Source organism: Reticulibacter mediterranei, assembly GCF_016587455.1.
The window spans coordinates 3,797,040-3,819,179 of record NZ_BNJK01000001.1 but is presented as its reverse complement, the minus strand read 5'-3'; the positions used below and the strand labels follow the sequence as shown (position 1 = coordinate 3,819,179).

The window sequence follows — 22,140 nt, the reverse complement described above, 5'->3', positions numbered from 1 at the left end:
ATTGCGTATGGTAAACCAGAGCGAGGACAAGCCATCACCCCTGCCATTTTCGATCCCTCCGTCTATCATTGAGCCATGACAGCAATTGTATGGTAGCCGGAGGAGCCATCGGGAGCCGGTGGTGCGGGCGATGGATCTTGCACGTTGCCCTCCATATCGACGGCGCGCACAACCAGGGTGTGATTGCCTGCTGCTGGTTTCCAGGGCAGTTCCCACAGCACCCAGGTCAGATTTGATGGCGGCTGTTTGAGTGTAGCAACAGACCATGTTTTGCCACCATCCATGCTCACATCAACCTCGCTGATACCCTTGTTGCCGGAAAATGCCACGCCTGCGATATAGGTATCCTTGTTTGCCTTCAACGTCGCGCCCGTGAGCGGCGTATCGATGCGCGAGGTCAGGCGAATAGGCGCGGGATCGCTCCAGCCGCGTTGTTGCCAGTAGCCTTGAAAGTCATTATCCACAACCTCGATGCCCGTGATCCATTTGACATGCTTCATGCCATAGATGCCCGGCACCAGCAGGCGAGCGGGAAAGCCGTGCCCCTGGGGGAGCGTGGCATCGTTCATACGCAGTGCAACCAGGGTGGTTGGTTCCAGCGCTTTGGTGAGATGGATGCTATCGGCGTAGTCATCAGTGGCATGCAGTACAACCTTGCTGGCTCCCTGCGCAATCTTTCCGGCGCGTGTCAGCAGATCGGCAAGCGGAATACCCTCCCACAAGGCATTACTCATATATGGGCCGCCAACCTCGTTGCTGATGCACATCATCGACTCATATTGTTGCTTTCGGGGCAGCGCCATTATCTGGTCATAGGTCAGCGTGTAGGGCTGCGTGACCTTGCCGTAGACCTTCAGTTGCCAGGAGGACGCGGCGACGGTGGGATCGGAGACCAGATTTTTCGAGACAACATAATACTGATCATTAGACGTAATCTCGCTTGAGAGGCCCGGAACCGACGAGAACGTGCCATAACGCGGCGTGGGCGGCGGAATGATCTTGCTTTTAACTCTTGGAACAATAGTAGTGGCCGTCGTGCCGGCACTGGTAATAAAGCGCCACGCCAGCACGCCCAATGTTGCTACTCCAACGACGGCCAGACCGCGCCGCAAGATTTGACGTCGGTTCTCGCTGGCCTCCAGCATATCTTCGGCTGTCATCGTGCCCAGCGAGTGCCAGTAACGCATTATCAGCCAGTTCTGGAAGAAGACAAACAGCAGACCAAAGGCCAACCCATCAACTGCCAGACTGAGCAGGGTATTGAAGGTGCCAATATTCAGTTGCGCGCCAAAGATACCTGCACCCGTCAGAGGCAAGAAAACCAGTCCGACCAGCAACCAGAGTAGCAGGGCCAGCAACAATCCGGCAGGCCAGAGCCATTGCTCCTGCTCATCGCGCAATGAGGCAAGCGGCGGCAGGGGAAGAGCCAGGCTTGCCAGACCGCCAATCAGAGCAAAGACCAGGCATTGTCCAATCAGGATGATGTAGAAGAAGTAGTGCTTGGCGTCGCCGCCGATCAGTTGATGCAGGTAATCAAAGACGGAAGCTGGCATCAACTGCGTAAGGGCCGATCCGAAAACTTCTGGTAGCGAGATACCGCCGAGCGTTGCACTCAGGAGGAGCATGAGTGCTGTGGCAAGGATGCCAGCTACTAGACCAGCCAGAAAGCCGCTGTTAAATCGCTGTTTGCGCGACAGTTGCGTGATTTTCATAACATGCCTCTTGCAGAGAAGGACCGTGTGTACCTTAAAACCTTATATGATTATACGCTTTAAGATACACACGTTGCACGCTATAGCAATTTACAAGCAGCAAGCAGACAGCAGGAGATAGCGAACAACTATGCTGATTGTCTGTGTGCTCCGGTCGTAATCGGAGGTGCAGGGCTTCTCTTCTCCATTGGCGAGGGCAATTGTTCGATCTTGCCGAGCATGAGGAGATAGGCTGCGATGCCCAGGAGCAGCACAATACCAGCAACCAGGAAGTTGATAGCAAAGCCACCAGTGCGGTCGGCGATGTATCCCGCAACAATCGGGGCGATGATGCCAACCAGATTATTGAAGAAGTTCATGATGCTGCCAGTGGTTCCGACGGTGCCTTTGGGGGCAATCAGCGCTGGGATGCTCCAGCCGATAGGAGCGGCAAAGGCCAGTCCACCCAGAGCAATCGCGATCCAGATGGTCGCGATAGTTGGATCGGTGGTAAAGGCAGCTCCGATCACAGCTACACCGATAATCATCCCGATAGCGAAGAGCGTTTTACGCACTCTGGACGGGTCGTATCCGCGCCTGATCAGATAGTCCACGAGCCAACCACCAATCAGAATATCGGTAATTGTTGCCACGCCCCAGACAATAGCAGTATCATAGGAGCTACTGAGGATGGAGACGTGCAATTGGCGCTGAAGGTAGCCAGGAAGCCACGTGAGGAGCAGGTAGAAGGAATAGCCATAGGCGGCAAAACCCAGCGTCATCGCCCAGATCTTGCGCTGGCGCAAAAGATATCTGATATTGGTCCAGGTATCTGCCCAGCTCGTACTCGCGCCGGTCTGTTCTTCCTGTTGCGCACCGCCCTCCACGATATAAGTGCGCTCCTCTTCCGAGAGACGACGCGCCTCTTTTGGATCACGGTACAGAAGCCAGAACACAGCAGCGTAGATCAGGCTCAATACACCAGTCACCCAGAAGCCAGCGCGCCAGCCGTAAATTGTGATGGCAGCGGCGACAAGTGGGGCACCAATAACATTAGAAAACTTGGCGGCGGCATCGAAAGCCGAAGTTGCCAGGCCGCGCTCGTTCATTGGAAACCAGTAGCCGGTCGCCTTTGACGCTCCGGGAAAGGTTGGCGCTTCCGCGATGCCCAGCAGGAAGCGCGAGAGAATGATCAGACCATAGCCGCTGACAATCGCCGTCATAAATGTTGCTATGGACCAGATAACGGTACCAACGCGCATCAGCCATTTGATGCCTATTTTGTCTAGAAGAGCGCCAATGGGAAGCTGAAGCAGGGTATAGGTCCAGAGATACGAGGATAGAATGAAGCCCAGCTGCGTTGCTGAGAGATGGTATTCCTGAGTCAAAGGACCAGCGGCAACTGAGATATTCAGGCGGTCAAAATAGTTAATAATGATCCCGATACCCAGCAAAATCGCGATGGCCCAGCGCAATCCACCTACACGTTTCTTCACCATGATTGTGATGCCCTTTCATTGCATGTAAAATCATCTTTCTCTATGCCTATTACGCCCCTAATCATGGAAAAGAGACAGGAAGCTATATGGAGTGAAATGGCAGAGGTAACAAGTTTTCTCTACCATTTCATTTGTACTTACCAGTGCAGGCGTTCTTTCAGGCTCACATAGCGCGGATTGCCAATGATGAGATGATCCAGTAGCTCGATATCCAGCAGGTCGGCACCTTTGATTAATTGTCTGGTAAAATCGATATCTTCAGGGCTTGGCGTGGGATCTCCAGATGGGTGATTGTGGCAGACGATGATATGTGGACAATTGCGTATGATGGCGGTTCTGAAAATCTCTGAACTACGCGTGACGGAGCTATAGACGGTCCCTTTATAGAGCTTGACGCGCTCGACCAGATGATTTTTCGTGTCAAGCACCAGTATGTGCATCTCTTCATGATCTAAATACATCATGTCGAGTCGCACCAGCCGGGCCGCCTCATCAGCAGATTTGAGCTGTATCTTCATCTCCGGTTCCAGCAGGCTCAGGCGCTTGCCCAGTTCTAGCGCGGCCTTCAATTGTGCTGCCTTTGCCAGTCCCAGGCCATATTCGGTGCAGAGTTCGTGGAATTCGGCGCTCATCAGACCGCTCAGGCCACCATATTTGATGACCAGTTTGTTTGCCATCTCGATCACGTTGTCCCGAGTTGTCCCGGTGCGCAGGATGATGGCGAGCAGTTCGGCGGTGCTGAGCGCTTCGGCGCCATGCTTTTGCAGACGCTCGCGTGGCCGTTCGTCGATGGGAATGTCGTGTACGGTGGCGTGGTACTCTAAGCGTGTAATGGTCGTGGTCGTTACCTGTTGGCCGTCTATGTCCAGATCATGTACTTCAAGGGCGCTTTGTAACATAATAACTACTCTCTCCCTTTTCTCTCTTCAAACGTTGCATTTCTACTGTATAGAGTAAGTATATATCTGGATTCTTCAAAATGACATAGGACTAATAGGCAACAGCCAGTAAAATTGTACGATTATCAGTCCATGGGAATGTTTTCGCGCTGAAAATGCGTGGCAAGCACAATGCTGGTCTGGAAGCCCTCTACACCAGGCATTTGCCGAATGCGATCCAGCAGCAGTTCAAGCGTAGCGGGCGTGGCCGTATGCACTTTAATCATCATGCTCTCTGTTCCTGCCGAGCTGTAGCATTCCTCCACCTCCGAAAACGTGTGCAGCGTGCGGGCCAGTTCTTCACAAGGAACGCGACTGACGCGCAGGCGCACAAAAGCGTAGAGGGAGAGGCCGAGTGCATCAGGCGCAATCTCTATCGTGTACCCACGAATCACGCCTGCTCGTTCCAGCTTCTTCACGCGCTCATGCACAGCCGGCGGTGAGAGATGCACGATTTCTCCCAACTCGCTATACTTCCTCCTGGTGTCCTGCTTGAGTAAAGCTAATAGCATTCGGTCTATCTCGTCTAACACTGGTCCTTCTCCTCTCATCAGGCGAATACGGTCTGTTTTTTTACGCTGTTCCAACAAATTCCTTGCTTTTGGAATGTTGTAAGGGTTATTGTACCATTGTGTCGAATACAGTAAAAGTATAAGTACATCCTTATGCGAGAGCAGAGCAGGAGGAGAGAGAAAGAGCTATATGAGCAATATCAAGATTCCAGGTATTCACCATATTACGGCTATTGCCGGAGAACCACAACGTAACATCGATTTTTATACTGGCATTCTGGGTCAGCGCCTCGTCAAGCAGACCGTCAATTTTGATGATCCAGGAGCATATCATCTCTATTTTGGAGATGAAGTGGGAACGCCGGGGACCATTCTGACCTTCTTTGCCTGGCCCGGTGCGCCGCGTGGACGCTGGGGAACGGGCCAGATCGTCGCGGTCTCGTTTGCCATTCCCCCCGATTCTCTGACATATTGGAGCAATCGCTTGCAAGAACACGGCGTCAACGTCAAGGAGCCGGTGACGCGTTTTGGTGAGCAGGTGCTCTCTTTCACTGATCCCGATGGGCTGACTCTCGAACTGATCACTCATCAACAGGCGGAGCAGCGTCGTGTCTGGCAACATGGCCCAATTCCCGTCGAACATGCTATTCGTGGCTTCCATAGCCTGACGCTGGCAGAGGCGGGCCAGGAAGCAACAGCCGCGATGTTAACCGAAGTGCTCGGTTTCCAGCTGCTCGCGCCAGAGGGCAACCGCTATCGCTATGTGGTCGGTCAGGGGGCAGCTATTGATGTGTTGAACCTTGCTCATGAGACGCGTGGCAGAATCGCCGTTGGCACCGTCCATCATGTCGCGTGGCGTGCCACCGACGATGCTCAACAGCTGGCATGGCGTCAGGACTTGCTCGATCAGGGTAGCGACGTAACTCCTGTGCTAGATCGTCAGTACTTCCACTCGATCTACTTCCGCGAACCTGGAGGAGTCCTCTTTGAGATCGCTACCGATCCCCCGGGTTTTACGCGCGACGAGCCGATCGAAGAGCTGGGAAGCCATCTCAAGCTTCCTCCCTGGCTGGAAGTAGAGCGCGCACAAATCGAACAGGTCTTGCCGCCAATCCATGTCCCGGTCAGCAACGAAGAGACGCAGCAAGGTTAAGAGGAGAAGAATACAATGCAGACAGGACCACATCAAGGACAGCGAGTGCTGACAGATGGTGAGCCGTTTGAGCGTGCCAGAGCCGCGATGATCCTGGTTCATGGGCGAGGTGGATCAGCAGAGGATATTCTGAGCCTGACGAGCGAACTGGATGGAACGGGTTTTGCGTATCTGGCACCGCAGGCTGCCGGGTACACATGGTATCCCAACAGCTTTCTCGCCCCGCTTGCCAGCAACGAGCCTGGACTCTCTTCCGGGTTGGTCGTTCTCGCATCGCTGATTGAGCGTCTGCAACAAGAGGGCATCCCGCCAGAACGCACTATGCTGCTTGGTTTCTCGCAGGGAGCCTGTCTCTTGCTCGAATTTGCGGCACGCAACGCCCGGCGCTATGGTGGGATTGCCGGGTTAAGTGGAGGACTGATCGGTCCCGATAGTACTCCACGCGACTATCAGGGATCGCTCGCTGGCACCCCGGTTTTTCTTGGGTGCAGCGACCGAGATCCTCATGTTCCCAAAAAGCGGGTCGACCTCTCAGCCGAGGTATTCCAGCGCCTTGGAGGGGTGGTTACGGAGCGCATCTATCCCGCGATGGGTCACACCGTCAATAGCGACGAGATAGGGATTGTCAAGGGCATGATGAACGATCTTATTAGCGCCCAATAATCAAGGTGGGTCGTCGCGCTGATGCTGCTGTATAGCCGCTCTATAGTATATAATAGAGGTCATGGGCACTGAAAAACGTGAGCAGCCGACCATGACGGCAAAAATCATCACGCGACTCATTATTATCGGCATTGTCGTTGGCACGCTGGCTATTATCACCGTTGGCCTCTTGCAGCCTGCCGAATCGACCAGTTATACTTATGGCCCGCCGCGAACCTCGCAGGGAGACGGGCTGCAAGTGGGCAATCATACCGGTGATATGGCACCAAATTTTACGCTGGCACAATTGCAGGGTGACCAGAAGATCAGTTTGAGCGATTATCGCGGCCAGACCGTCCTGCTCAACTTCTGGCGCACCGATTGTGCCAGTTGCCTTGTCGAGATGCCCGATTTACAGAAGGTTGCTCGCGATCAACAGGCAGCGGGGAAAAAGTTTGTTGTGTTAGGGATAGAGGAGGCGAACGATCTATCTGCCCCGCAATTGCTGCAACGTAAGGGCGTGAGTTATCCTATCCTGGTCGATGAGCGGCTGACCGTTGGCGACCTCTACCGTGTCAGTGGTATTCCTACCTCGTTCGTCCTGGACCGCCAGGGCATCATTCGCTGGCAAACAGCCGGCCCCATCTCCTTTGAAACGCTGCAAGATGTTCTGCACCAGATCGATAGATAAGACAAGCATCTTGTAACTGGAAGTTTCGTCGTTGCACAATGAGGAAGTAGTTACACGCATGAAAGGAGCAATATTGCTATTATGACACAACCTATTATCGTTGCAGATCAGCAGGCGCGAGGAGAGGGACAGCACCCCATCAGTGCAATCGGACTGACCTTTGATATTCATGAGTGGAGCGGAAGTGGCCCAGACTACCTGCACATCCACTACTCTGATGATGAGGCCTGGCACATCTTGGAGGGAACATTGACCTTCCGGTTCAGCGACAGAATCGTTGAGGCTCCGGCTGGAACAACCGTGTTCGTGCCAGCTGGAGTTCCACACACGTACTATGAGGCCGCAGGCCCTACACGCTACCTCATCATCATGACTCCACGGCTACGCGAGCTGATTGCTGCATTGCATGGGGCACCTCGCTCTGAGCATAACGCGATTACGCGCCAGTTTGCCTCCGAGATTGTGGAGTAGATATTTGTTTCAGGTTCTTCAAGATTTCGGGATACGATTTAAAGCGCGAGCATTTCCTCTATTGTTGACAGTAAAACCTCTTGTGGGCAAGGCTTGGTGAGATAGCCATGCGCGCCCAGTTCGCGAGCATGGCGGCGATGCTTTTCGGAGGAACGCGAGGTCAGCATCACCACCTTGATGGCGGCCAATTCAGGGTAAAGGCGCATAACGCTCAATACATCATAGCCATTGATATCGGGCATCTCAATATCAAGCAATAAAACGTCCGGGGTGTGCTCTAATAGTTGTTCCAGTGCTTCCAGGCCGTCGCGAGCTTCGGTCACGCTATAGCTAGCATGCTTGAGCATTTGTAGCAGCGATTGACGGAAGAAAACAGAGTCGTCGGCCACGAGAATGTTTGGCTGCCGGGTTTGTTGCTCCTCCTTTTCGGTCGAGGACCGCCTGGAAGCGGGATCGGCGGTACGCAGGAAAAGCGTATAGTGGCTGATCAGTTCTGGCAGATCGACCATCAACAGCACATAACCGCCACCATCGACAGCCGCGCCAGAGATGCCCGGACGCTGTAAATAGGGTGAGAGCGGCTTGACCACCAGCTCAATTTCGCCGATAACCTCATCCACTGCAACGCCAATTACCTTACGCGAAATGCTGCGGGGCATAATCAGCACAGGACGCAGCGCTGCGGGCGGCGTTGGATCAGGCGGGAAATCCAGCAAGTCATGCAGTTGATAGAGCATATCGATTCGCTCGCGCTGCATATCGCTGATGCGCTGGACCTGGGAGAAGGGAACCATAATGCGCTCCTGCCCCACGCGCGCCATCAGGCAATGAGAGGTGGTATGTGAGCGAGGTAGGCGAAGGAGAAAGCTGACGCCACCAGCTGCGTTGCGTTGCAGCGAAATGGAGCCGTTTAAGCGTTGAATCGGTTCACGCAGTGCTTCCACTGCACCGCCCTGGACTGTCATCGAGAAGCCAATTTCCAGCGAGATCTCGTTGCCACCGCCAGAGGCATGTAGCCAGATGCGATACGGCTCTTGCATCTCGCTCGCGGTATCGGCAATGCAGGTGCGCAACAGTTGGACCAGCGGTGAGGCGAGTGCTTCCAGAATATCCTGATCAACCTCAGTCGCGTCGCCCTCAACCTCAAACTGTATCTGTTGCTGCTGAGCCAGCGCGCTCATCGTCATTTCCTGACGCAAGCGCGGGACCAGCGTACTGATCGGCGTCAGGCGGAGCAGCAGGATGTCGTTGCGCACGGAGGAGACCTGTGCCACACTTTCGCTCAGGATGCGATTGAGATGAGCGAAGGAGGTGCGCACTTTCGACGAGGCGAGATTCATGTCTGCAACGGCCTCGCGCAGCGAACGAATCAATAGATCTCGCTCGTTGTAGCGCTCCAGGTCAAGTTCATCCCAGGTCGCCGAGCCGGAGGTTTTGGCGAGGCGGGCGTGAGAGTTGATCTCGTGCGATTGCTTTGTGCGGTTGCGCCGGGCGGCTTCATGCAGGATGCGCGCGGTCAATGATGACGTTGGAGGCTCAGGAGGCGCGTGCAATGGACCGGAGTCCAGCAGCATTGAGGAGAGGGCAGGCTCCATGCGCTGCAAGCGCGTCTGGGCAGCATGTAGCTCCTGCAATGCCAGTTCTACTCCCTGCTGAGCATTTTCCAGCGCCGTTTGTTGCTCTGCCAGCGACTCCGAGTGGAGCGTGAGCTGATCAACGCGTCGCGCGTCAACCCGCAATAGAGGAACGTGTAAAGCTGCGCTATCCTGAACGAAGGTGAGGGGCAGCGGCATTGTTTCACGTTCGCTCTTCCTTAGCTCATCAATTTTGATGGCTTCAGTCTCTTGAACTGCCTGCTCGACCTCTTGTTCCTCTTCTTCTTCACGCAGATCAACGCCCAGATCGCGTAGAGCGTTCTCCAGTTCAGCCAGCGGTTCTTGCGGCTCTTTCCCTTGCTTGACAATCTGTTCCAGCGTTGATTCCAGGGCGACAATGATATGCACCAGGGCATTGACGCCTATCACGGGAAAAAGAGTACCGCCGGTCATCTTCTCAACAATCAACTCGGCATAGTGAGCGATGGTGGACATCGACAAGCACTCGACAGCACCAGATGTGCCGCGAATCTTATGTGCCGCGCGTTTAATCGGTATAAAGCGGGATGGTTGGATCTGATCGTCTTGCTCCAACAGGCTGAGAGTGCGGCGCATATGAGCAATATCTTCTTCCGCTTCCGATATGAAGAGCAGCAAGACATCTTCGGCCAGTGCATCCTCGTCGTTTTGAGGCGCTGAGGAGCCTGCCGCACGTTCTTGCGTAATAGTAGCCCCGTTCAGGGGGCCAGTCGGCGCTGAATCCCAGCTATCCATCGCATCGAAGGCGCGTAGTATTTCTAGATCTTCGGCAGAAAGCTCACCTTCATCAAAATCGTTTAAATCGTTCATACACCCGGTCTATACCACTCATAGGAGGCGATCATTCTTCAAATGCTGTACAATATCATGTACAAGAACAGGCACATCAAGCAACAGAGCCTCACTGTCTGTTTGACGATTGCCACCACCATCACATTTTACACCGATGACGACCTCGGTTTGCAAATGAGTGTACCATGTGGGTACTTGCTCAAATGACACCACCTGTTCAACGTCCAGTGTCGTAACCGATCCTACATCAGTTACCAGCAGGCCCAATGTGAGGTCGTCGAGCTGGGCAACTACCAGAATACCGTCTTTGATAGTATGAGGAGAGCGAGCGGCATGTTGAAAAAGGTAGGCGTCGAGATCAACCACAGCAATTGTTTCGCCACGCCAGACTCCAATACCGACCATCCAGGAGGGAGAAGTGGGGAAACGCGAAAAGTAGTAGGGAGGGGAAGCGATTTCGCGCAGGGCAATCAGGGGAAGGAGGCAGCGGCCATGCTCAAGCACACATTCCAGGTAATCGTCGGGATGGACCTGTGCCACAGGGGCAATATGGGCAGCATCGGTCGCCAATTGCCAGAATTCCTCATTACTCAATTGTTCAAGAAACTGTGCGTAAGCGCTATTAGCAGGCTCAGACGTGAGGGGGCGCGAGTTCATGCTTCACCATATGCCGGTTATTGAGAGACCGGAACACCCAGGTACGATTGAATAATAGAGACAATTTCCTGTGCCTTAAAGGGTTTGGTGATATAGTCTTTGGCCCCGGCTAAACGGCCTTTGAGCTTATCGATGACCCCATCGCGCCGGGAGAGCATAATTATCACCGTATTGGAAAATTGGGGCTTGGTTTTGAGGCGGCGTGCCACTTCGTACCCATCCATTTTGGGCAGCCCAATATCGAGCAAGACGAGATTCGGGACGCGCGAAGAGGGATCGGTGGTGAGCCAGCGCATCGCTTCAACGCCATCCGGGAAACTTTTTACCTCGAAGCCTTCTCGTCTCAAGCAGGTTTCCACAATTTTGCGCACAGTGGCCGAATCGTCAATGACCATGACCAGTTTACTCATATATGTGTCCTCTCTCTCATTACCACCCCGCTACCTGTCCAGCCGACACTCTACTCACTGTATATACACAAGACGAAGTCAACGGAACATGCTTCACATAGAACTAAACCGAGGGATAGTCCGTTTTCACGGATCGCAGATCACTTCTTGCGCCGCCAACTTTGTATCAATATGCTTCAATGCGGAACAAGGAGAAAGCAAAGTACGTAAGCTAAGCCTTTACAGATGAGATCCCCCTGATGAGAATGTTACCATATAAAGATGCTGGGTTGCAACCTGTACGCAGAAATACCCATATCTTTCCTGAAACATTTCGTTAAAAATAGGTAGATTATGGGGCATTGGGGAAATGAAGCTGATGGTAATCGATCGTATATGGCAGGGGCGATGGCTTGTCCCCGCCCTCGCTCACAGGCCGCGATGGTGGACACAGGGCGAGGACAAGCCATCGCCCCTGTCATACGTGGCACGCGGCATTCAAGCAAGAGGAAGTTCTTTGAGGAACTTCTCCAGAGCACGCGTGCGATACTGGCGGGTAAAATTGACAATATTGGATGTGCCGTTCTGACGGAGGCGCTGTAGCTCTTCCTGTACAATGGTGCGGAGCAGGCCCAGATCGTTCTCCCAGGCCATTTCCATCAGGATCTCAGGTACATCTTCCTCCACATGATAGCGGTCCAGGCGTTTCAGCCAGAAGGCGAAGAGGCGCTCAAGCCAGTTTTTCCGCATTTCGGGCGTCAACACGGGAGTAAGAAACGAGGAGGACGTGACGATGATGCAGCTACAGACGTTGATTAAGACGGCTTGCAACATGGGCATGATCTCGTTAATGGCTTTGTCGAGGATGGAGGTCAGGGTGGCGTTGCGCTCGGCGAGCCGCTCATCCAGTACCAGGGCATAGAGATCGAGCGCGTTATAATAATCTTCGCGGTCGGCTCGTTGCTGGGCCTCTTTCAAGATGGCGAACAGGTCGTCGCAAATGGGTTGTAGCGACTTTTTTTGTTTGATACGAAGCAAATAGCCCTCGAAGCGCTCGCGATAGGCGACAAGATCGACAGGGGGAAATTCGGGAACACGCACGAAATCCATTGTTGCCAGTTCTTCGCTCGTATCCCATTCATTCTCCTGTTGCTCATCAGCGTCATCGCTGAGTTTGCTGTACTCATCCTCAGTTGCGCTAGCAAGTCGCTCCAGTGTGCTATCTATTTCGGCGGATAGTTCTGGATGTTGCGCTGTTAGCTCCTGAATGAGAAAGACCAATTGTTTTTTGCTGCTGCGTTGCAAGCGGCGTTCTATTTCTGTCTCCATGACAGTATACTCCTGCACAGGTCATCTTGCTGAATCCACGACAACGTGCATTTCACTAGACATATCTCTCCAGCTCTTTGTCTGTTTGTACGGCGATGGGAAGGGTAAAGGAAAAGGTGCTGCCCTCTTCAAAAGCGCTTTCTGCCCAGATGTATCCACCATGGGCCTCCACCACCTGACGGGCGATTGCCAATCCCAGGCCGGTGCCACCGCCGCCTGGACCCATAAAATTTGCCTTTGAGCGGGCACGATCCGTCTTAAAAAAGCGTTCAAAGACGCGTGGAAGATCCTCCTCACGGATGCCGACGCCTGTATCGCGTACATAGAAGCGTTGCGCGTGCTGATCGGCTTGCGGCGCGGTACCGATCACTACCATGCCACCGGTCGAGGTAAACTTGATCGCATTATGAACGAGATTAAAGAGGACGCGTGTAATCAATTTGCTATCAGCAGCCACCATCGTCTTGCCCAGATCGATCTCGGTGAGCATACGCACGCGATGACGTTGTGCCAGGGGCAGCATGCGAGCCATCACCTCGCGCACCAGCCGTTCCGCCTCGACTGGCTCAATCGACATCGGCATCTGGCCAGATTCGATCCGCGATAGCTCGAGCAGTTCGGCGACCAGGCCGGAGAGATACTGAATTTCGGTCTCGATCTTTTCGATGAATTGCTGTGCTTTGTCGGGATCGGTCTCGATCACATCTTCCAGCGTTTCCGTCATCAAACGGACGGAGGTGAGAGGTGTGCGTAGCTCGTGGGAGATATTTGCCAGAAAATCTCGTTGGACGCGCTCTAAACGGTGCATCTCTGACAGATCTTCGATAGTGACCGCGAAATAGAGGGGGCAGCTCTCTGCTTCTCCATTGGCCTCTGCTTTTTTTGCGACGGACTGATGAATCAAGGGCGCGATGGCAATATTCCAGGTAATATCCGAATCTCCCTTCTCGTACTGTCCCTGCTGGCTGTTGCTGGTACGGATGCACTCCTGGAGCAATTGCAGCAGTGCCGGGACACGCAGCACGGTGTCGATTTTTGTTTTGCGGACGGAGACGGGAACCTGACAGAATTGTCGCGCAGGTGCATTGATATAGTGAATAAGCAGGTCGCGATCCACTACAAATGCGGGGAGAGGGAGTGCCTCAAACAGGCTGATGAAGAGTTGCCGGTAATTTATAGCTGCTGTTCTGGACATAACACCACCCATACAGGGTTCTCACCGCTGGAGTGAGAATGAAAATGCTGGCGATAGAGCAAACCGAGTATCCTGTGCATCAGTATAACTGCTTTGTTGTATGCATGCAACTATGCTAGAGCTCAACTAAAAGCGCTATCAACATGAAAAAAGGCCACCGAATTATGGTGGCCTTTTGGAGAGGCTCCTCGAACAGGATTCGAACCTGTAACCCATCGGTTAACAGCCGATTGCTCTACCGTTGAGCTATCGAGGAATGCGTTCTCACCGGAACGCCACCAGTATATACGAATTGCGGGATTTCGTCAATACCTTTTTGGAGAAAATTTTTCGGATTGACAGAAATTACTCCGGGTCGGCATCAGGGGACGACCGGGGTAAAAAAATAAGCGTTGCGCAGGACTCTCCACATCGGGAGGGAATACCTACGCAACGCCTCGTTGCATGCTGTCCATTATGTTTTTTGATTACCTCTTGAAAACTGCATCTTGAAAGTGCTATAGGGCAAATTCAGCGACAAGTTCCAACGTAATCGCCAGGAAGACGCAGAGGCTAATAACTGCAATCACTGGATCAAGCAAGGGAGCGGTTATCAGGCTGCCGCGCAGATGCAACCGCTGAAAGAGATTGGGCAGGATCATGCCACAGATGGAGGCCACTAGCAGGGTCAGGCCAAAACCGAGGCCAATCACCACGCTCAGCAGCGGCCCTTGAAAAAGTATCCAGGAGGCGATGCCGACGAGAATGCTAGTCAGAATACCACCGATGGTCCCGAACAATAATTCGCGGAAAAAGCCCTGGAGAAAATCGCGGCCACGTTTGGTGCGGAGCTTCCAGCCAGCGATACCCAACGTTTGCGAAGAGACGCTGCCGCTGGTGAGCAAGAGCATCGGTGCCAGACAGAGCAGGCTGGCCGGCGCAAGATGCGTCGACGCTCCGAAATGCGCTCCCACAAGTGAGACGAACGCCGCTGTATTGCCTACAAAGAGCGAGGCAAAGCTGCGATACAGGAACAGCGCCAGGACGAAGCCTGCAATGACATTGACTACCTGCCAGGAAGTGCGCCTGAGAGCGATAGGGAGCGAGAAACGCTCTTCCTCTTCGGCCTCCTCAACATCGGCACCGGCGATTTCTGAGAAATCCTCGGCCTGCTCCTCATGGATCACGTCGATCACGTCATCGACCGTTACCATGCCCGCCAGATGATGCTCGGCATCCACCACCGGCACAGCCAGCAGGTCATATTTGGCGATAACGCGCGCGACCTCTTCCTGATCTGTATCGACCTGTACTTTGATGACATCGGGGTTCATCAGATCTTGCATGCGTGCGCCCGGCTCAGCCGTCACCAGCTGACGCAGCGAGACCACGCCGCGCAAATGCTGCTCCTCATCGACGATGTAGAGATAATAAATCATCTCTAAATGGCTGGAGTTCTGGCGCAAACGGGCCAGAGCATCGTCCACAGTTGCCGTCAGAGGCAGCGTCAGTATCTCGCTGGTCATGATGCCGCCAGCGGTCTGAGCGCCGTAGCGCAAGAGATCGCGAATAGGCTGAGCCTCATTCGTAGGCATCAGATTGAGCAGGCGCTCGGCCTCTTCATGCGGGATATCAGCCAGGATATCGGCGGCATCGTCAGGCGCGAGGCGCTCCAGCAGATCGGAGGCGCGCTCGGGATCAAGCTCGCTGAGCAGTTCAGACTGCAAGGGATACTCGACTTCGTTGAGCGTATCAGCCGCCGTTTCCATATCCAGGCGTTCCAGCATCGCACCGGCCTCTTCAAGATCGAGTTGCTCAAGAATATCGGCGATATCGGCGGGATGCAGATCTGCCAGCTTGGTGTGGCTCACATTCAGTTGCACCTGTGGAACCACGCCTGCCGCGCCAACTGAGGCGCCGGCCAGAGCCAACTGTCCCGTTGTGGTGCCTGTTCGCACCATTTGAATTGGTTCAACATAGTTCCAGGTAATCGTACGCTCCGAAAGCTGAAAGGGCGTCACGCGGCTGAGAGCATCAACGGCAGGTTGCACGCCGAGACGCCGCAGCAGTCCGCCCAGGCTGATATCTACACCCACGAGTCGGGCCGTTTTCTTGATCTGAGCGAGCTTCAAATCGTTCACCTTGACGACGCGAAATCCCTGGGTATCGACGATCTGTTTGTCGAGGATATCGCGTCGTAACAGGATTTCATCGGAACCTGGAATATAGGGCGTGATCTGGTCCTGTGAGACCGTGAGCGTGATCTGTGGCTCTTCGATGCTATGGACCTGTGACCAGGGAATAATCAGGTCACGGTTGCTATTGAGCGAGGTAGATGCGACCAGCGCAGTGATGACGGGGAAGGTCTCATCGAGCGAGACGCAGATGTCGCGCACGGAACCGACCCGCCGGTTGTCGAAATCGAGAATGCTCTCACGGAGCAGAGTACTCAAGAAAATCAATGGAACCACCGCCTTCCCGAAGATAGTACAATCCAACGACCACTTATACACATTCTCTGTGGATAAGTGGAAAAGTCGTCCACCCATGTAACAGCAGTCACAACACATGCAGGCATAGCGAGCTACAGAGAGCGAAGTGTGTGAAACTGAGATTACATTGGTATGCGATAAAAACGCAGGGGGACGCTGCTTAAAGAGCAGAAAGGACTTACTGGCAAAACGGGAGAGTCCTTACTCGACATCAATCACATCTATGGGGGAGATGTACACTCATCGAGCAAGGTGCAGGCGATAGACGGGATCAGGAAATGATGCGAGCGAGCAACTTACTCGATGAGGAGCAGAACAGTCCCAACAGCAGGCACGAGAAAAACATACGCCTACTATGACTGGGGCCAGCGTCCATGTCCCTCACCTCCTTTGCCCGAAAACAGATAAGCGCGTACTCCAGGGCGACATCATCAACGATGCCTGAGACCACAAAAGGAACACGTTCATATCAGCGGGTTTGTAACAAGATTTTTACTTCTTGTGGAAGTATAGCACGCAGTCATCCAATCGACAAGGGACATAGTGTACACAGTACCTTTAGCTTAATCCCACACAATCCTCAAAATATCAATCTAATTACTACCACATAAAGGATAGGTTTTTATGATCTGTACTGGAGAAGCCTGAGTGCAGAAGAAACTGCACCCAAGAACGCTAGAAGCTACATGTTATGAGTGGTTTACCCATGTGGCAACAGAGGAATGATCTGGTGTTTGATCTGTTCGAGCATCTGTTCGGCGGGGAGAGATGCATCGATGACGTGAAAATTATATTCATCGACCATCTCATCGAAGACGGCGAGCATGCGCGTCTGATATTCGACAAAGCTCTCATAAAGATCGGAACCCAGGCGCATATCCATGCCGGACTCCCAATAGTCGAAGCCACCGCTTTGCAGGACGCGTGGGATCAGGTCTTCCAGGTCGATTTTAAGGTAGAAGATGATATCGGGCTTCAGAGCCAGACCATAGATCGAGCGTAACCAGTGGGGATCGGCACCACGTACCAGCGAGCGGGCGATCAGCGAGTAAATATAGCGGTCGGTGAGGACGATAAAGCCAGCGCGCAGGGCTGGTAAGATCTCGCGCTCGAAGCGGTCCACAAAGTCCGTTGCATAGAAGAGATTGAGCGTGATGGGGCCGAGGGTATGCCCTTCTTTGGCCTGTTTGAGTCCAGGGCCGGCCAGTTCTGAGCGCGTCATCTCTGTATCGATGACGGCATAACCAACGCTTTCCAGCCAGGGACGCAAGAACTGAACCTGTGTGCTGCGTCCCACGCCATCGGTTCCCTCCATGACGATCAGGCGGCCCGGTAGCACTTCCTCGCGTGCTCGTAATCCTATTGCATCGATACCATAAAATTTGAGTTTCGTCATACTGCTCTCTTGCGATATATGAGTTTTGTGACCATTGCTCCGCCTCAGCGGTCTACGACCCTTCTGCTCTGCTATTGTTTTCATTGCTCCATTGCTCCCTTCCTTGCCATTTCAACAGGGAGCGTCTCGCGTGTCAGGTCTACCCATGTGCGCTTCTGCTCTGGTGAGCGCAAGCGTCTGACTCCTTTGAGGTATGGGCGCACCAGTTTACGCATACGACGTTGTTGCTCTGGTATAGGAAGGGTCGCGTCCATTACGGTGAGGCCAAATTCATCAATCATCGACTCATATTCGTTAACGATGCGCTGTTGAAAAAGCTTGAAGCTCTCGCGGGGATCGCTATGGATGCCAAGATCCATCCCGGCCTCGTAATACTTGAGTTCGGTACGTCCTGTGAGAATGCGGCTGAGTGAGATTTCCAGAGGGACGCGGAAATAGAAGGCCATCGTTGGCTTGACGGCAAACTGGTAGAGTTCGCGGACCCAGCGGCGGTCCACGCCACGCGCGGCATCGCGAGCAAAAGCAGTGTAGATATACCGATCTGCAAGGACGATAGCGCCGGCCTTGAGGGGAGGGATGATGTCGTGTTCGGTGCGGTCAGCAAAGTCGGTGGCATGAATGAGGCTGAAGGTCGTTGGGGTGAGAAGTTGTTTTTTCTTCCCTTTGCTGGTCGTTTTCTTGACCAGTGGCGATGAGTTCCACTCGCTAAAAAACACAGTGTAGCCCTCGCTAATCAGCCATTGACGCAGCAAGGCGATCTGTGTGCTTTTTCCCGATCCATCTACGCCCTCAACGATAAAAAGTCTGCCCGGATAGTGGTGTTGTCCATATGTCTCCATAGGAGATCCTTCCACTTGATTGCACGATCTACAAAATGGTTAAATTGCTCCTGGTATAATAATCGGCTTTGTCTATGAAAAATGGAGAAGTAGCAACCTGCGTCAGATTGCTCACATCCGATAGGAATAGTTCTCAGGCTACACTGAAACACTATCAGTATAGTGACCGATAGCGAGAAGAATATTAACGTATATCATACCCTATAAAGGATAAGCTTGGCAAGATATGCGCCTGACAGCAACAGGGCTTTCCAATTCTCCCATCTAGCGGGAGTGCAGAGGGCGGCAGCCCTCTGCCGGGGTGCGGGGTGTCCCCGCAAAAACCTTTTTTCTTCTCTTTTGCGCGCCGTCGCAGGCGGCGCGCGAAGGAGGGAAGGAAACTGGGGACCCCCAGACCCCGGCAGGGAGACCCTGCACCCCTTTGAGCGGAGAACTGGAAAGCCCTGCTGACAGCAATTTCCAGCACTTCTCAAGCGAGTGGATTCTTTTGATCTCTTTCCGCTAAAAAGGAAGAAGATCACGAGTTAAGAAATCAAGCTCATCTTGTGTTAGTGGGCAAAGGGGAGCCTGCCACAGCGTTTCGGGGCCGGGCGATCCTCCCCATTGGATGCACCAGCGTAAATAGTCCGTAAAGCTCATCGGCGTACCACTCAGGTCCAGGGTGTCATCAAAGTTCTGAAATGGTGTGACCAGCGCCTGCACTATGCAAGATTCTTTCACCTTCTAAGAACATCTCGTTTGTGGTTGATGGGTGATTCTCCACCTTTCACTCGGGCAAAACCTGTGGTAGTATTTTCTCAATTGGTAGAAAGAGCCAGTGGCTCCAGGATGTACATTCAAATAAATACCACAAGAGAGAAACTGCAAATGAGATACCAGCAAGAGAGACGCAAGCAAGAGAGATGTAGAGTAGTAGGAGATCAGGAAGAAGATGAATAGTAATCAGGTATTGCATGTAAACATTCCAACGCCACAGGGCCATCTGGAGGGGATTTTGAAGCCGGAGGATGAGCATACTCTGGCGCATTATACCGCGCTTGTGTGCCATCCACACCCGCTTTATGGAGGAACGATGCATAATAAAGTGGTGTTTAAAGCCGCCCAGATCTTGCAGGCGCTCAATATACCCGCGCTGCGCTTCAATTTTCGGGGCGTGGGACATAGCACGGGAACGTACGATGAGGGGCGGGGAGAAATGGACGATGCGCGTTATGCATTGGAGTTTCTCAGTCGCCGCTATCCAGGGGTGCCTGCCATCATTGCTGGCTTCTCTTTTGGCGCGTATGTTGGGCTGAACGTTGCCGCCAGTGATGATCGGGTGCAGGCGATGATCGGCCTGGGGGTGCCTGCGCGCATGTTTGACGACAATCCATTACAGGATAGCCACAAACCCAAGTTGTTTATTCACGGGACGGCAGATGAGGTTGCTCCATACGATCAGGCTCAGCAATGGTTCGATCTGGTGCCAGCTCCCAAGCGTATGATCGCCGTACAGGGCGCGGACCACTTTTTTCAAGGCCGTCTCGAAGAGGTCCAGGCCATTATCGCCGACTTCGTACGGTCGCTCGATACCTTCAAACAACTGCCGGAAACCGTGTAGGGTATGTGAATATATTACTACCCAGAGTCGCGCCCTGCCGGGGCTTTATTATCCGCGCTCCTCAGTTTTTCAGCCTGTTGCTTCGTTATAACTCTAGAGAGCCTTATCTTTTTATGCTTTGAACGAAGGAGACACCTCATGAATATTCCACCTGCACGACGTGATGAGACGCAAGATAACTATCACGATACCATTGTGGTTGATCCTTACCGCTGGCTCGAAGACGCAGCCTCCGAAGAGACGCATACCTGGTCCGAAGCACAGAACGCGCTGGCGCGGGCCTATCTGGATGCCTTGCCCGCGCGGGAGCGCATCCAGGCTCGTTACACTGAACTGATGAACTATCCCAAATATGGTGTTCCCAGGAAAAAGGGAGATCGCTATTTTTTCTCAAAAAATAGCGGGCTGCAAAATCAGGCCGTCCTCTATATGCAGCAACCACTCGGCGCGGAAAGCAAACTGGTTCTCGATCCCAACACGCTCAGCAGCGATGGTACGGTGGCACTGACCAACCAGGTGTTCAGTCGGGATGGACGCTTGCTGGCCTATGGTGCATCCAGCAGCGGCAGCGATTGGCAAGAACTGCGTATTCGCGATGTCGATAGCGGCACCGATTATGAGGATGTGATCCGCTGGTGCAAATTTACCGGCATCGCGTGGCGGCACGATGATACAGGCTATAGTTTCTATTATTCGCGCTTCCCTCAGCCCGGAACGGTGCCGCCGGAAGATCAGACCAATTTCAATAAGGTCTACTGGCACAAAGTTGGTACAACTCAGGAAGAAGATGTGCTGATCTATGAGTGCCCCGATCAAAAAGAGCTGGCCTTCGATCCCTTCATTACCGATGACGAGCAGTATCTATTGTTGCATGTCTGGTATGGCACCGATCCGAAAAACCGCGTCTATTATCGCGAAGCTGCCAGCGATGCTCCCTTTGTGCGGCTACTTGATGAAGCGGATGCCAGCTATAACTTTATCGGCAACGACGGCCCGCTCTTCTATTTCCAGACCGATCTGGAGGCTCCGCGTGGCCGCATCATCGCCATCGACATTCGCCAGCCAGAGCGGGCGAACTGGCGCGAACTGGTGCCGGAGCAAGAGGATGTGATCGCCTTCGCCCTCATGGTCAGCTCGCAGTTTGTGATCGCCTTCATGCATCATGCTCATCACGTGCTGCATATCTACGGGACCGATGGCGGTTTTGTGCGCGATATCGCGCTGCCCACGCTTGGCTCGATTGCAGGCATCTCAGGCAAGCAAACGGATACTGAGCTATTCTTTAGCTTCACCTCGTTTCTCTATCCGCCGAGCGTCTACCGCTACGATTTCACCGATCAAACGCTGTTGCTGCTCTACGGAACAGAGGTCAAGTTTGATCCGAGCAACTATACCACGCAGCAGGTCTTTTATTCGTCAAAGGATGGCACGCGTGTTCCGATGTTCCTCATCCATAAAAAAGATCTGGCGCTGGATGGAAATAATCCCGTGCTGCTCTATGGCTATGGCGGCTTTAACGTCAGTTTGACGCCATCATATTCGACGAATATCAATCTGTGGGTGGAACATGGCGGCGTCTATGCAGTGGCGAATCTGCGCGGTGGGAACGAATATGGCGAGGAGTGGCATCAGGCCGGGATGTTGGAGAAGAAGCAGAACGTTTTCGATGATTTTATCGCCGCCGCCGAGTGGTTGATTGCCAACAAGTACACCAGTTCGTCCAGGCTGGCAATTACGGGAGGGAGCAACGGTGGTTTGCTGGTGGCGGCCTGTATGCTGCAACGGCCCGAACTTTACGGCGCGGTGGTCTGTCGGGTGCCTGTGATCGATATGTTGCGCTATCACAGGTTTACGGTTGGGCGCTACTGGATACCTGAATATGGCAACGCCGAGCAGAGCGAGGAGCATTTCCGCTTTCTCTATGCCTATTCGCCGCTGCATAACATCAAACCTGGCACGGTCTACCCGCCGACACTAATTATGACCGCCGACACGGATGATCGCGTGGTTCCCGCCCATGCCAAGAAGTTCACAGCTACCTTACAGCCAGCGAATGGTGGCAACAATCCCATCTTGTTGCGGTTGGAGATGAAGGCGGGTCATGGTCTGGGCAAGCCGACAGCGAAGATCATTGAGGAAGAGAGCGATGTACTGGCGTTCCTGTTTGATCGGTTTCACATGCAGGCTTGACCAGTTGCTTCTGAGAGACTGTACGCCAATGGCGTTGCCCCAACGTGAGTA

General features: G+C 53.4%; 19 protein-coding genes and 1 tRNA gene. 6 read left to right on the top strand and 14 right to left on the bottom strand.

Annotated elements, in window-relative coordinates:
* Window positions 1-65: 65 nt before the first annotated feature.
* The 4 genes from K3T83_RS16435 to K3T83_RS16420 form a co-directional block, all read right to left on the bottom strand.
* Window positions 66-1,712, bottom strand: a complete 1,647-nt coding sequence (locus K3T83_RS16435) for a molybdopterin-dependent oxidoreductase (RefSeq protein ID WP_220204045.1) — start codon at window positions 1,710-1,712, stop codon at window positions 66-68.
* A gap of 128 nt (window positions 1,713-1,840) precedes the next feature.
* The gene (locus K3T83_RS16430) at window positions 1,841-3,190 is read right to left on the bottom strand and encodes an MFS transporter (RefSeq protein ID WP_220204044.1); all 1,350 of its coding nucleotides are present in this window, start codon (window positions 3,188-3,190) and stop codon (window positions 1,841-1,843) included.
* Window positions 3,191-3,327: 137 nt separating this feature from the next.
* A complete protein-coding gene (gene radC / locus K3T83_RS16425) occupies window positions 3,328-4,089 on the bottom strand; it encodes a RadC family protein (RefSeq protein WP_220204043.1) in 762 nt (253 codons plus the stop codon).
* Between the two features lie 125 nt (window positions 4,090-4,214).
* The gene (locus K3T83_RS16420; protein ID WP_220204042.1) at window positions 4,215-4,715 is read right to left on the bottom strand and encodes an Lrp/AsnC family transcriptional regulator; all 501 of its coding nucleotides are present in this window, start codon (window positions 4,713-4,715) and stop codon (window positions 4,215-4,217) included.
* Between the two features lie 115 nt (window positions 4,716-4,830).
* On the opposite strand from K3T83_RS16420, the gene K3T83_RS16415 reads away from it, so the two are divergent.
* The 4 genes from K3T83_RS16415 (at window position 4,831) to K3T83_RS16400 (ending at window position 7,597) form a co-directional block, all read left to right on the top strand.
* A complete protein-coding gene (locus tag K3T83_RS16415) occupies window positions 4,831-5,793 on the top strand; it encodes a ring-cleaving dioxygenase (RefSeq protein WP_220204041.1) in 963 nt (320 codons plus the stop codon).
* Between the two features lie 15 nt (window positions 5,794-5,808).
* Window positions 5,809-6,456, top strand: coding sequence for an alpha/beta hydrolase (locus tag K3T83_RS16410; protein WP_220204040.1), 648 nt, complete (start codon window positions 5,809-5,811; stop codon window positions 6,454-6,456).
* A gap of 61 nt (window positions 6,457-6,517) precedes the next feature.
* The gene (locus K3T83_RS16405; protein ID WP_220204039.1) at window positions 6,518-7,126 is read left to right on the top strand and encodes a TlpA family protein disulfide reductase; all 609 of its coding nucleotides are present in this window, start codon (window positions 6,518-6,520) and stop codon (window positions 7,124-7,126) included.
* A gap of 81 nt (window positions 7,127-7,207) precedes the next feature.
* The gene (locus K3T83_RS16400; protein ID WP_220204038.1) at window positions 7,208-7,597 is read left to right on the top strand and encodes a cupin domain-containing protein; all 390 of its coding nucleotides are present in this window, start codon (window positions 7,208-7,210) and stop codon (window positions 7,595-7,597) included.
* A gap of 38 nt (window positions 7,598-7,635) precedes the next feature.
* Here K3T83_RS16400 and K3T83_RS16395 read toward each other — a convergent pair whose 3' ends face one another.
* From K3T83_RS16395 to K3T83_RS16350, 10 genes are all read right to left on the bottom strand, one after another.
* Window positions 7,636-10,041, bottom strand: coding sequence for an ATP-binding response regulator (locus K3T83_RS16395; protein ID WP_220204037.1), 2,406 nt, complete (start codon window positions 10,039-10,041; stop codon window positions 7,636-7,638).
* An 18-nt stretch (window positions 10,042-10,059) separates the two neighbouring features.
* Entirely contained in the window at window positions 10,060-10,680 is a 621-nt protein-coding gene (locus K3T83_RS16390) for a chemotaxis protein CheW (RefSeq protein ID WP_220204036.1), read from the bottom strand.
* Between the two features lie 17 nt (window positions 10,681-10,697).
* The gene (locus tag K3T83_RS16385) at window positions 10,698-11,090 is read right to left on the bottom strand and encodes a response regulator (RefSeq protein ID WP_220204035.1); all 393 of its coding nucleotides are present in this window, start codon (window positions 11,088-11,090) and stop codon (window positions 10,698-10,700) included.
* A 477-nt stretch (window positions 11,091-11,567) separates the two neighbouring features.
* A complete protein-coding gene (locus K3T83_RS16380; RefSeq protein WP_220204034.1) occupies window positions 11,568-12,398 on the bottom strand; it encodes a hypothetical protein in 831 nt (276 codons plus the stop codon).
* A 55-nt stretch (window positions 12,399-12,453) separates the two neighbouring features.
* Window positions 12,454-13,593 carry a sensor histidine kinase gene (locus K3T83_RS16375; RefSeq protein WP_220204033.1) on the bottom strand — a complete coding sequence of 380 codons (1,140 nt, stop codon included), beginning with the start codon at window positions 13,591-13,593 and terminating at the stop codon, window positions 12,454-12,456.
* Window positions 13,594-13,777: 184 nt separating this feature from the next.
* Window positions 13,778-13,849, bottom strand: a tRNA-Asn gene (locus tag K3T83_RS16370).
* 241 nt (window positions 13,850-14,090) lie between these two features.
* A complete protein-coding gene (gene mgtE / locus K3T83_RS16365; RefSeq protein WP_220204032.1) occupies window positions 14,091-16,043 on the bottom strand; it encodes a magnesium transporter in 1,953 nt (650 codons plus the stop codon).
* Between the two features lie 721 nt (window positions 16,044-16,764).
* Entirely contained in the window at window positions 16,765-17,460 is a 696-nt protein-coding gene (locus tag K3T83_RS16360; protein WP_236064913.1) for a dTMP kinase, read from the bottom strand.
* Between the two features lie 80 nt (window positions 17,461-17,540).
* On the bottom strand, window positions 17,541-18,299 hold the full coding sequence (locus K3T83_RS16355; RefSeq protein ID WP_220204030.1) for a dTMP kinase: 759 nt from the start codon (window positions 18,297-18,299) through the stop codon (window positions 17,541-17,543).
* A gap of 501 nt (window positions 18,300-18,800) precedes the next feature.
* Window positions 18,801-19,019 (bottom strand): hypothetical protein, encoded by a 219-nt coding sequence (locus K3T83_RS16350; RefSeq protein WP_220204029.1) that lies wholly within the window; start codon window positions 19,017-19,019, stop codon window positions 18,801-18,803.
* Window positions 19,020-19,230: 211 nt separating this feature from the next.
* Between K3T83_RS16350 and K3T83_RS16345 the strand changes: the two genes are divergently transcribed.
* Together K3T83_RS16345 and K3T83_RS16340 are read left to right on the top strand one after the other, a co-directional pair.
* Entirely contained in the window at window positions 19,231-19,899 is a 669-nt protein-coding gene (locus K3T83_RS16345) for an alpha/beta hydrolase (RefSeq protein WP_220204028.1), read from the top strand.
* A gap of 138 nt (window positions 19,900-20,037) precedes the next feature.
* Window positions 20,038-22,089 carry a prolyl oligopeptidase family serine peptidase gene (locus K3T83_RS16340; protein WP_220204027.1) on the top strand — a complete coding sequence of 684 codons (2,052 nt, stop codon included), beginning with the start codon at window positions 20,038-20,040 and terminating at the stop codon, window positions 22,087-22,089.
* The last annotated feature ends 51 nt before the right edge of the window (window positions 22,090-22,140 follow it).

Coding starts and splice junctions, on each gene's coding strand:
- K3T83_RS16355 (WP_220204030.1), bottom strand. CDS start 18,299: ATGGAGACATATGGACAACACCACTATCCGGGCAGACTTTTTATCGTT.
- K3T83_RS16375 (WP_220204033.1), bottom strand. CDS start 13,593: ATGTCCAGAACAGCAGCTATAAATTACCGGCAACTCTTCATCAGCCTG.
- K3T83_RS16340 (WP_220204027.1), top strand. CDS start 20,038: ATGAATATTCCACCTGCACGACGTGATGAGACGCAAGATAACTATCAC.
- K3T83_RS16395 (WP_220204037.1), bottom strand. CDS start 10,041: ATGAACGATTTAAACGATTTTGATGAAGGTGAGCTTTCTGCCGAAGAT.
- K3T83_RS16345 (WP_220204028.1), top strand. CDS start 19,231: ATGAATAGTAATCAGGTATTGCATGTAAACATTCCAACGCCACAGGGC.
- K3T83_RS16430 (WP_220204044.1), bottom strand. CDS start 3,190: ATGGTGAAGAAACGTGTAGGTGGATTGCGCTGGGCCATCGCGATTTTG.
- K3T83_RS16380 (WP_220204034.1), bottom strand. CDS start 12,398: ATGGAGACAGAAATAGAACGCCGCTTGCAACGCAGCAGCAAAAAACAA.
- K3T83_RS16400 (WP_220204038.1), top strand. CDS start 7,208: ATGACACAACCTATTATCGTTGCAGATCAGCAGGCGCGAGGAGAGGGA.
- K3T83_RS16415 (WP_220204041.1), top strand. CDS start 4,831: ATGAGCAATATCAAGATTCCAGGTATTCACCATATTACGGCTATTGCC.
- K3T83_RS16390 (WP_220204036.1), bottom strand. CDS start 10,680: ATGAACTCGCGCCCCCTCACGTCTGAGCCTGCTAATAGCGCTTACGCA.
- K3T83_RS16385 (WP_220204035.1), bottom strand. CDS start 11,090: ATGAGTAAACTGGTCATGGTCATTGACGATTCGGCCACTGTGCGCAAA.
- K3T83_RS16360 (WP_236064913.1), bottom strand. CDS start 17,460: ATGACGAAACTCAAATTTTATGGTATCGATGCAATAGGATTACGAGCA.
- K3T83_RS16405 (WP_220204039.1), top strand. CDS start 6,518: ATGGGCACTGAAAAACGTGAGCAGCCGACCATGACGGCAAAAATCATC.
- radC (WP_220204043.1), bottom strand. CDS start 4,089: ATGTTACAAAGCGCCCTTGAAGTACATGATCTGGACATAGACGGCCAA.
- K3T83_RS16435 (WP_220204045.1), bottom strand. CDS start 1,712: ATGAAAATCACGCAACTGTCGCGCAAACAGCGATTTAACAGCGGCTTT.
- K3T83_RS16410 (WP_220204040.1), top strand. CDS start 5,809: ATGCAGACAGGACCACATCAAGGACAGCGAGTGCTGACAGATGGTGAG.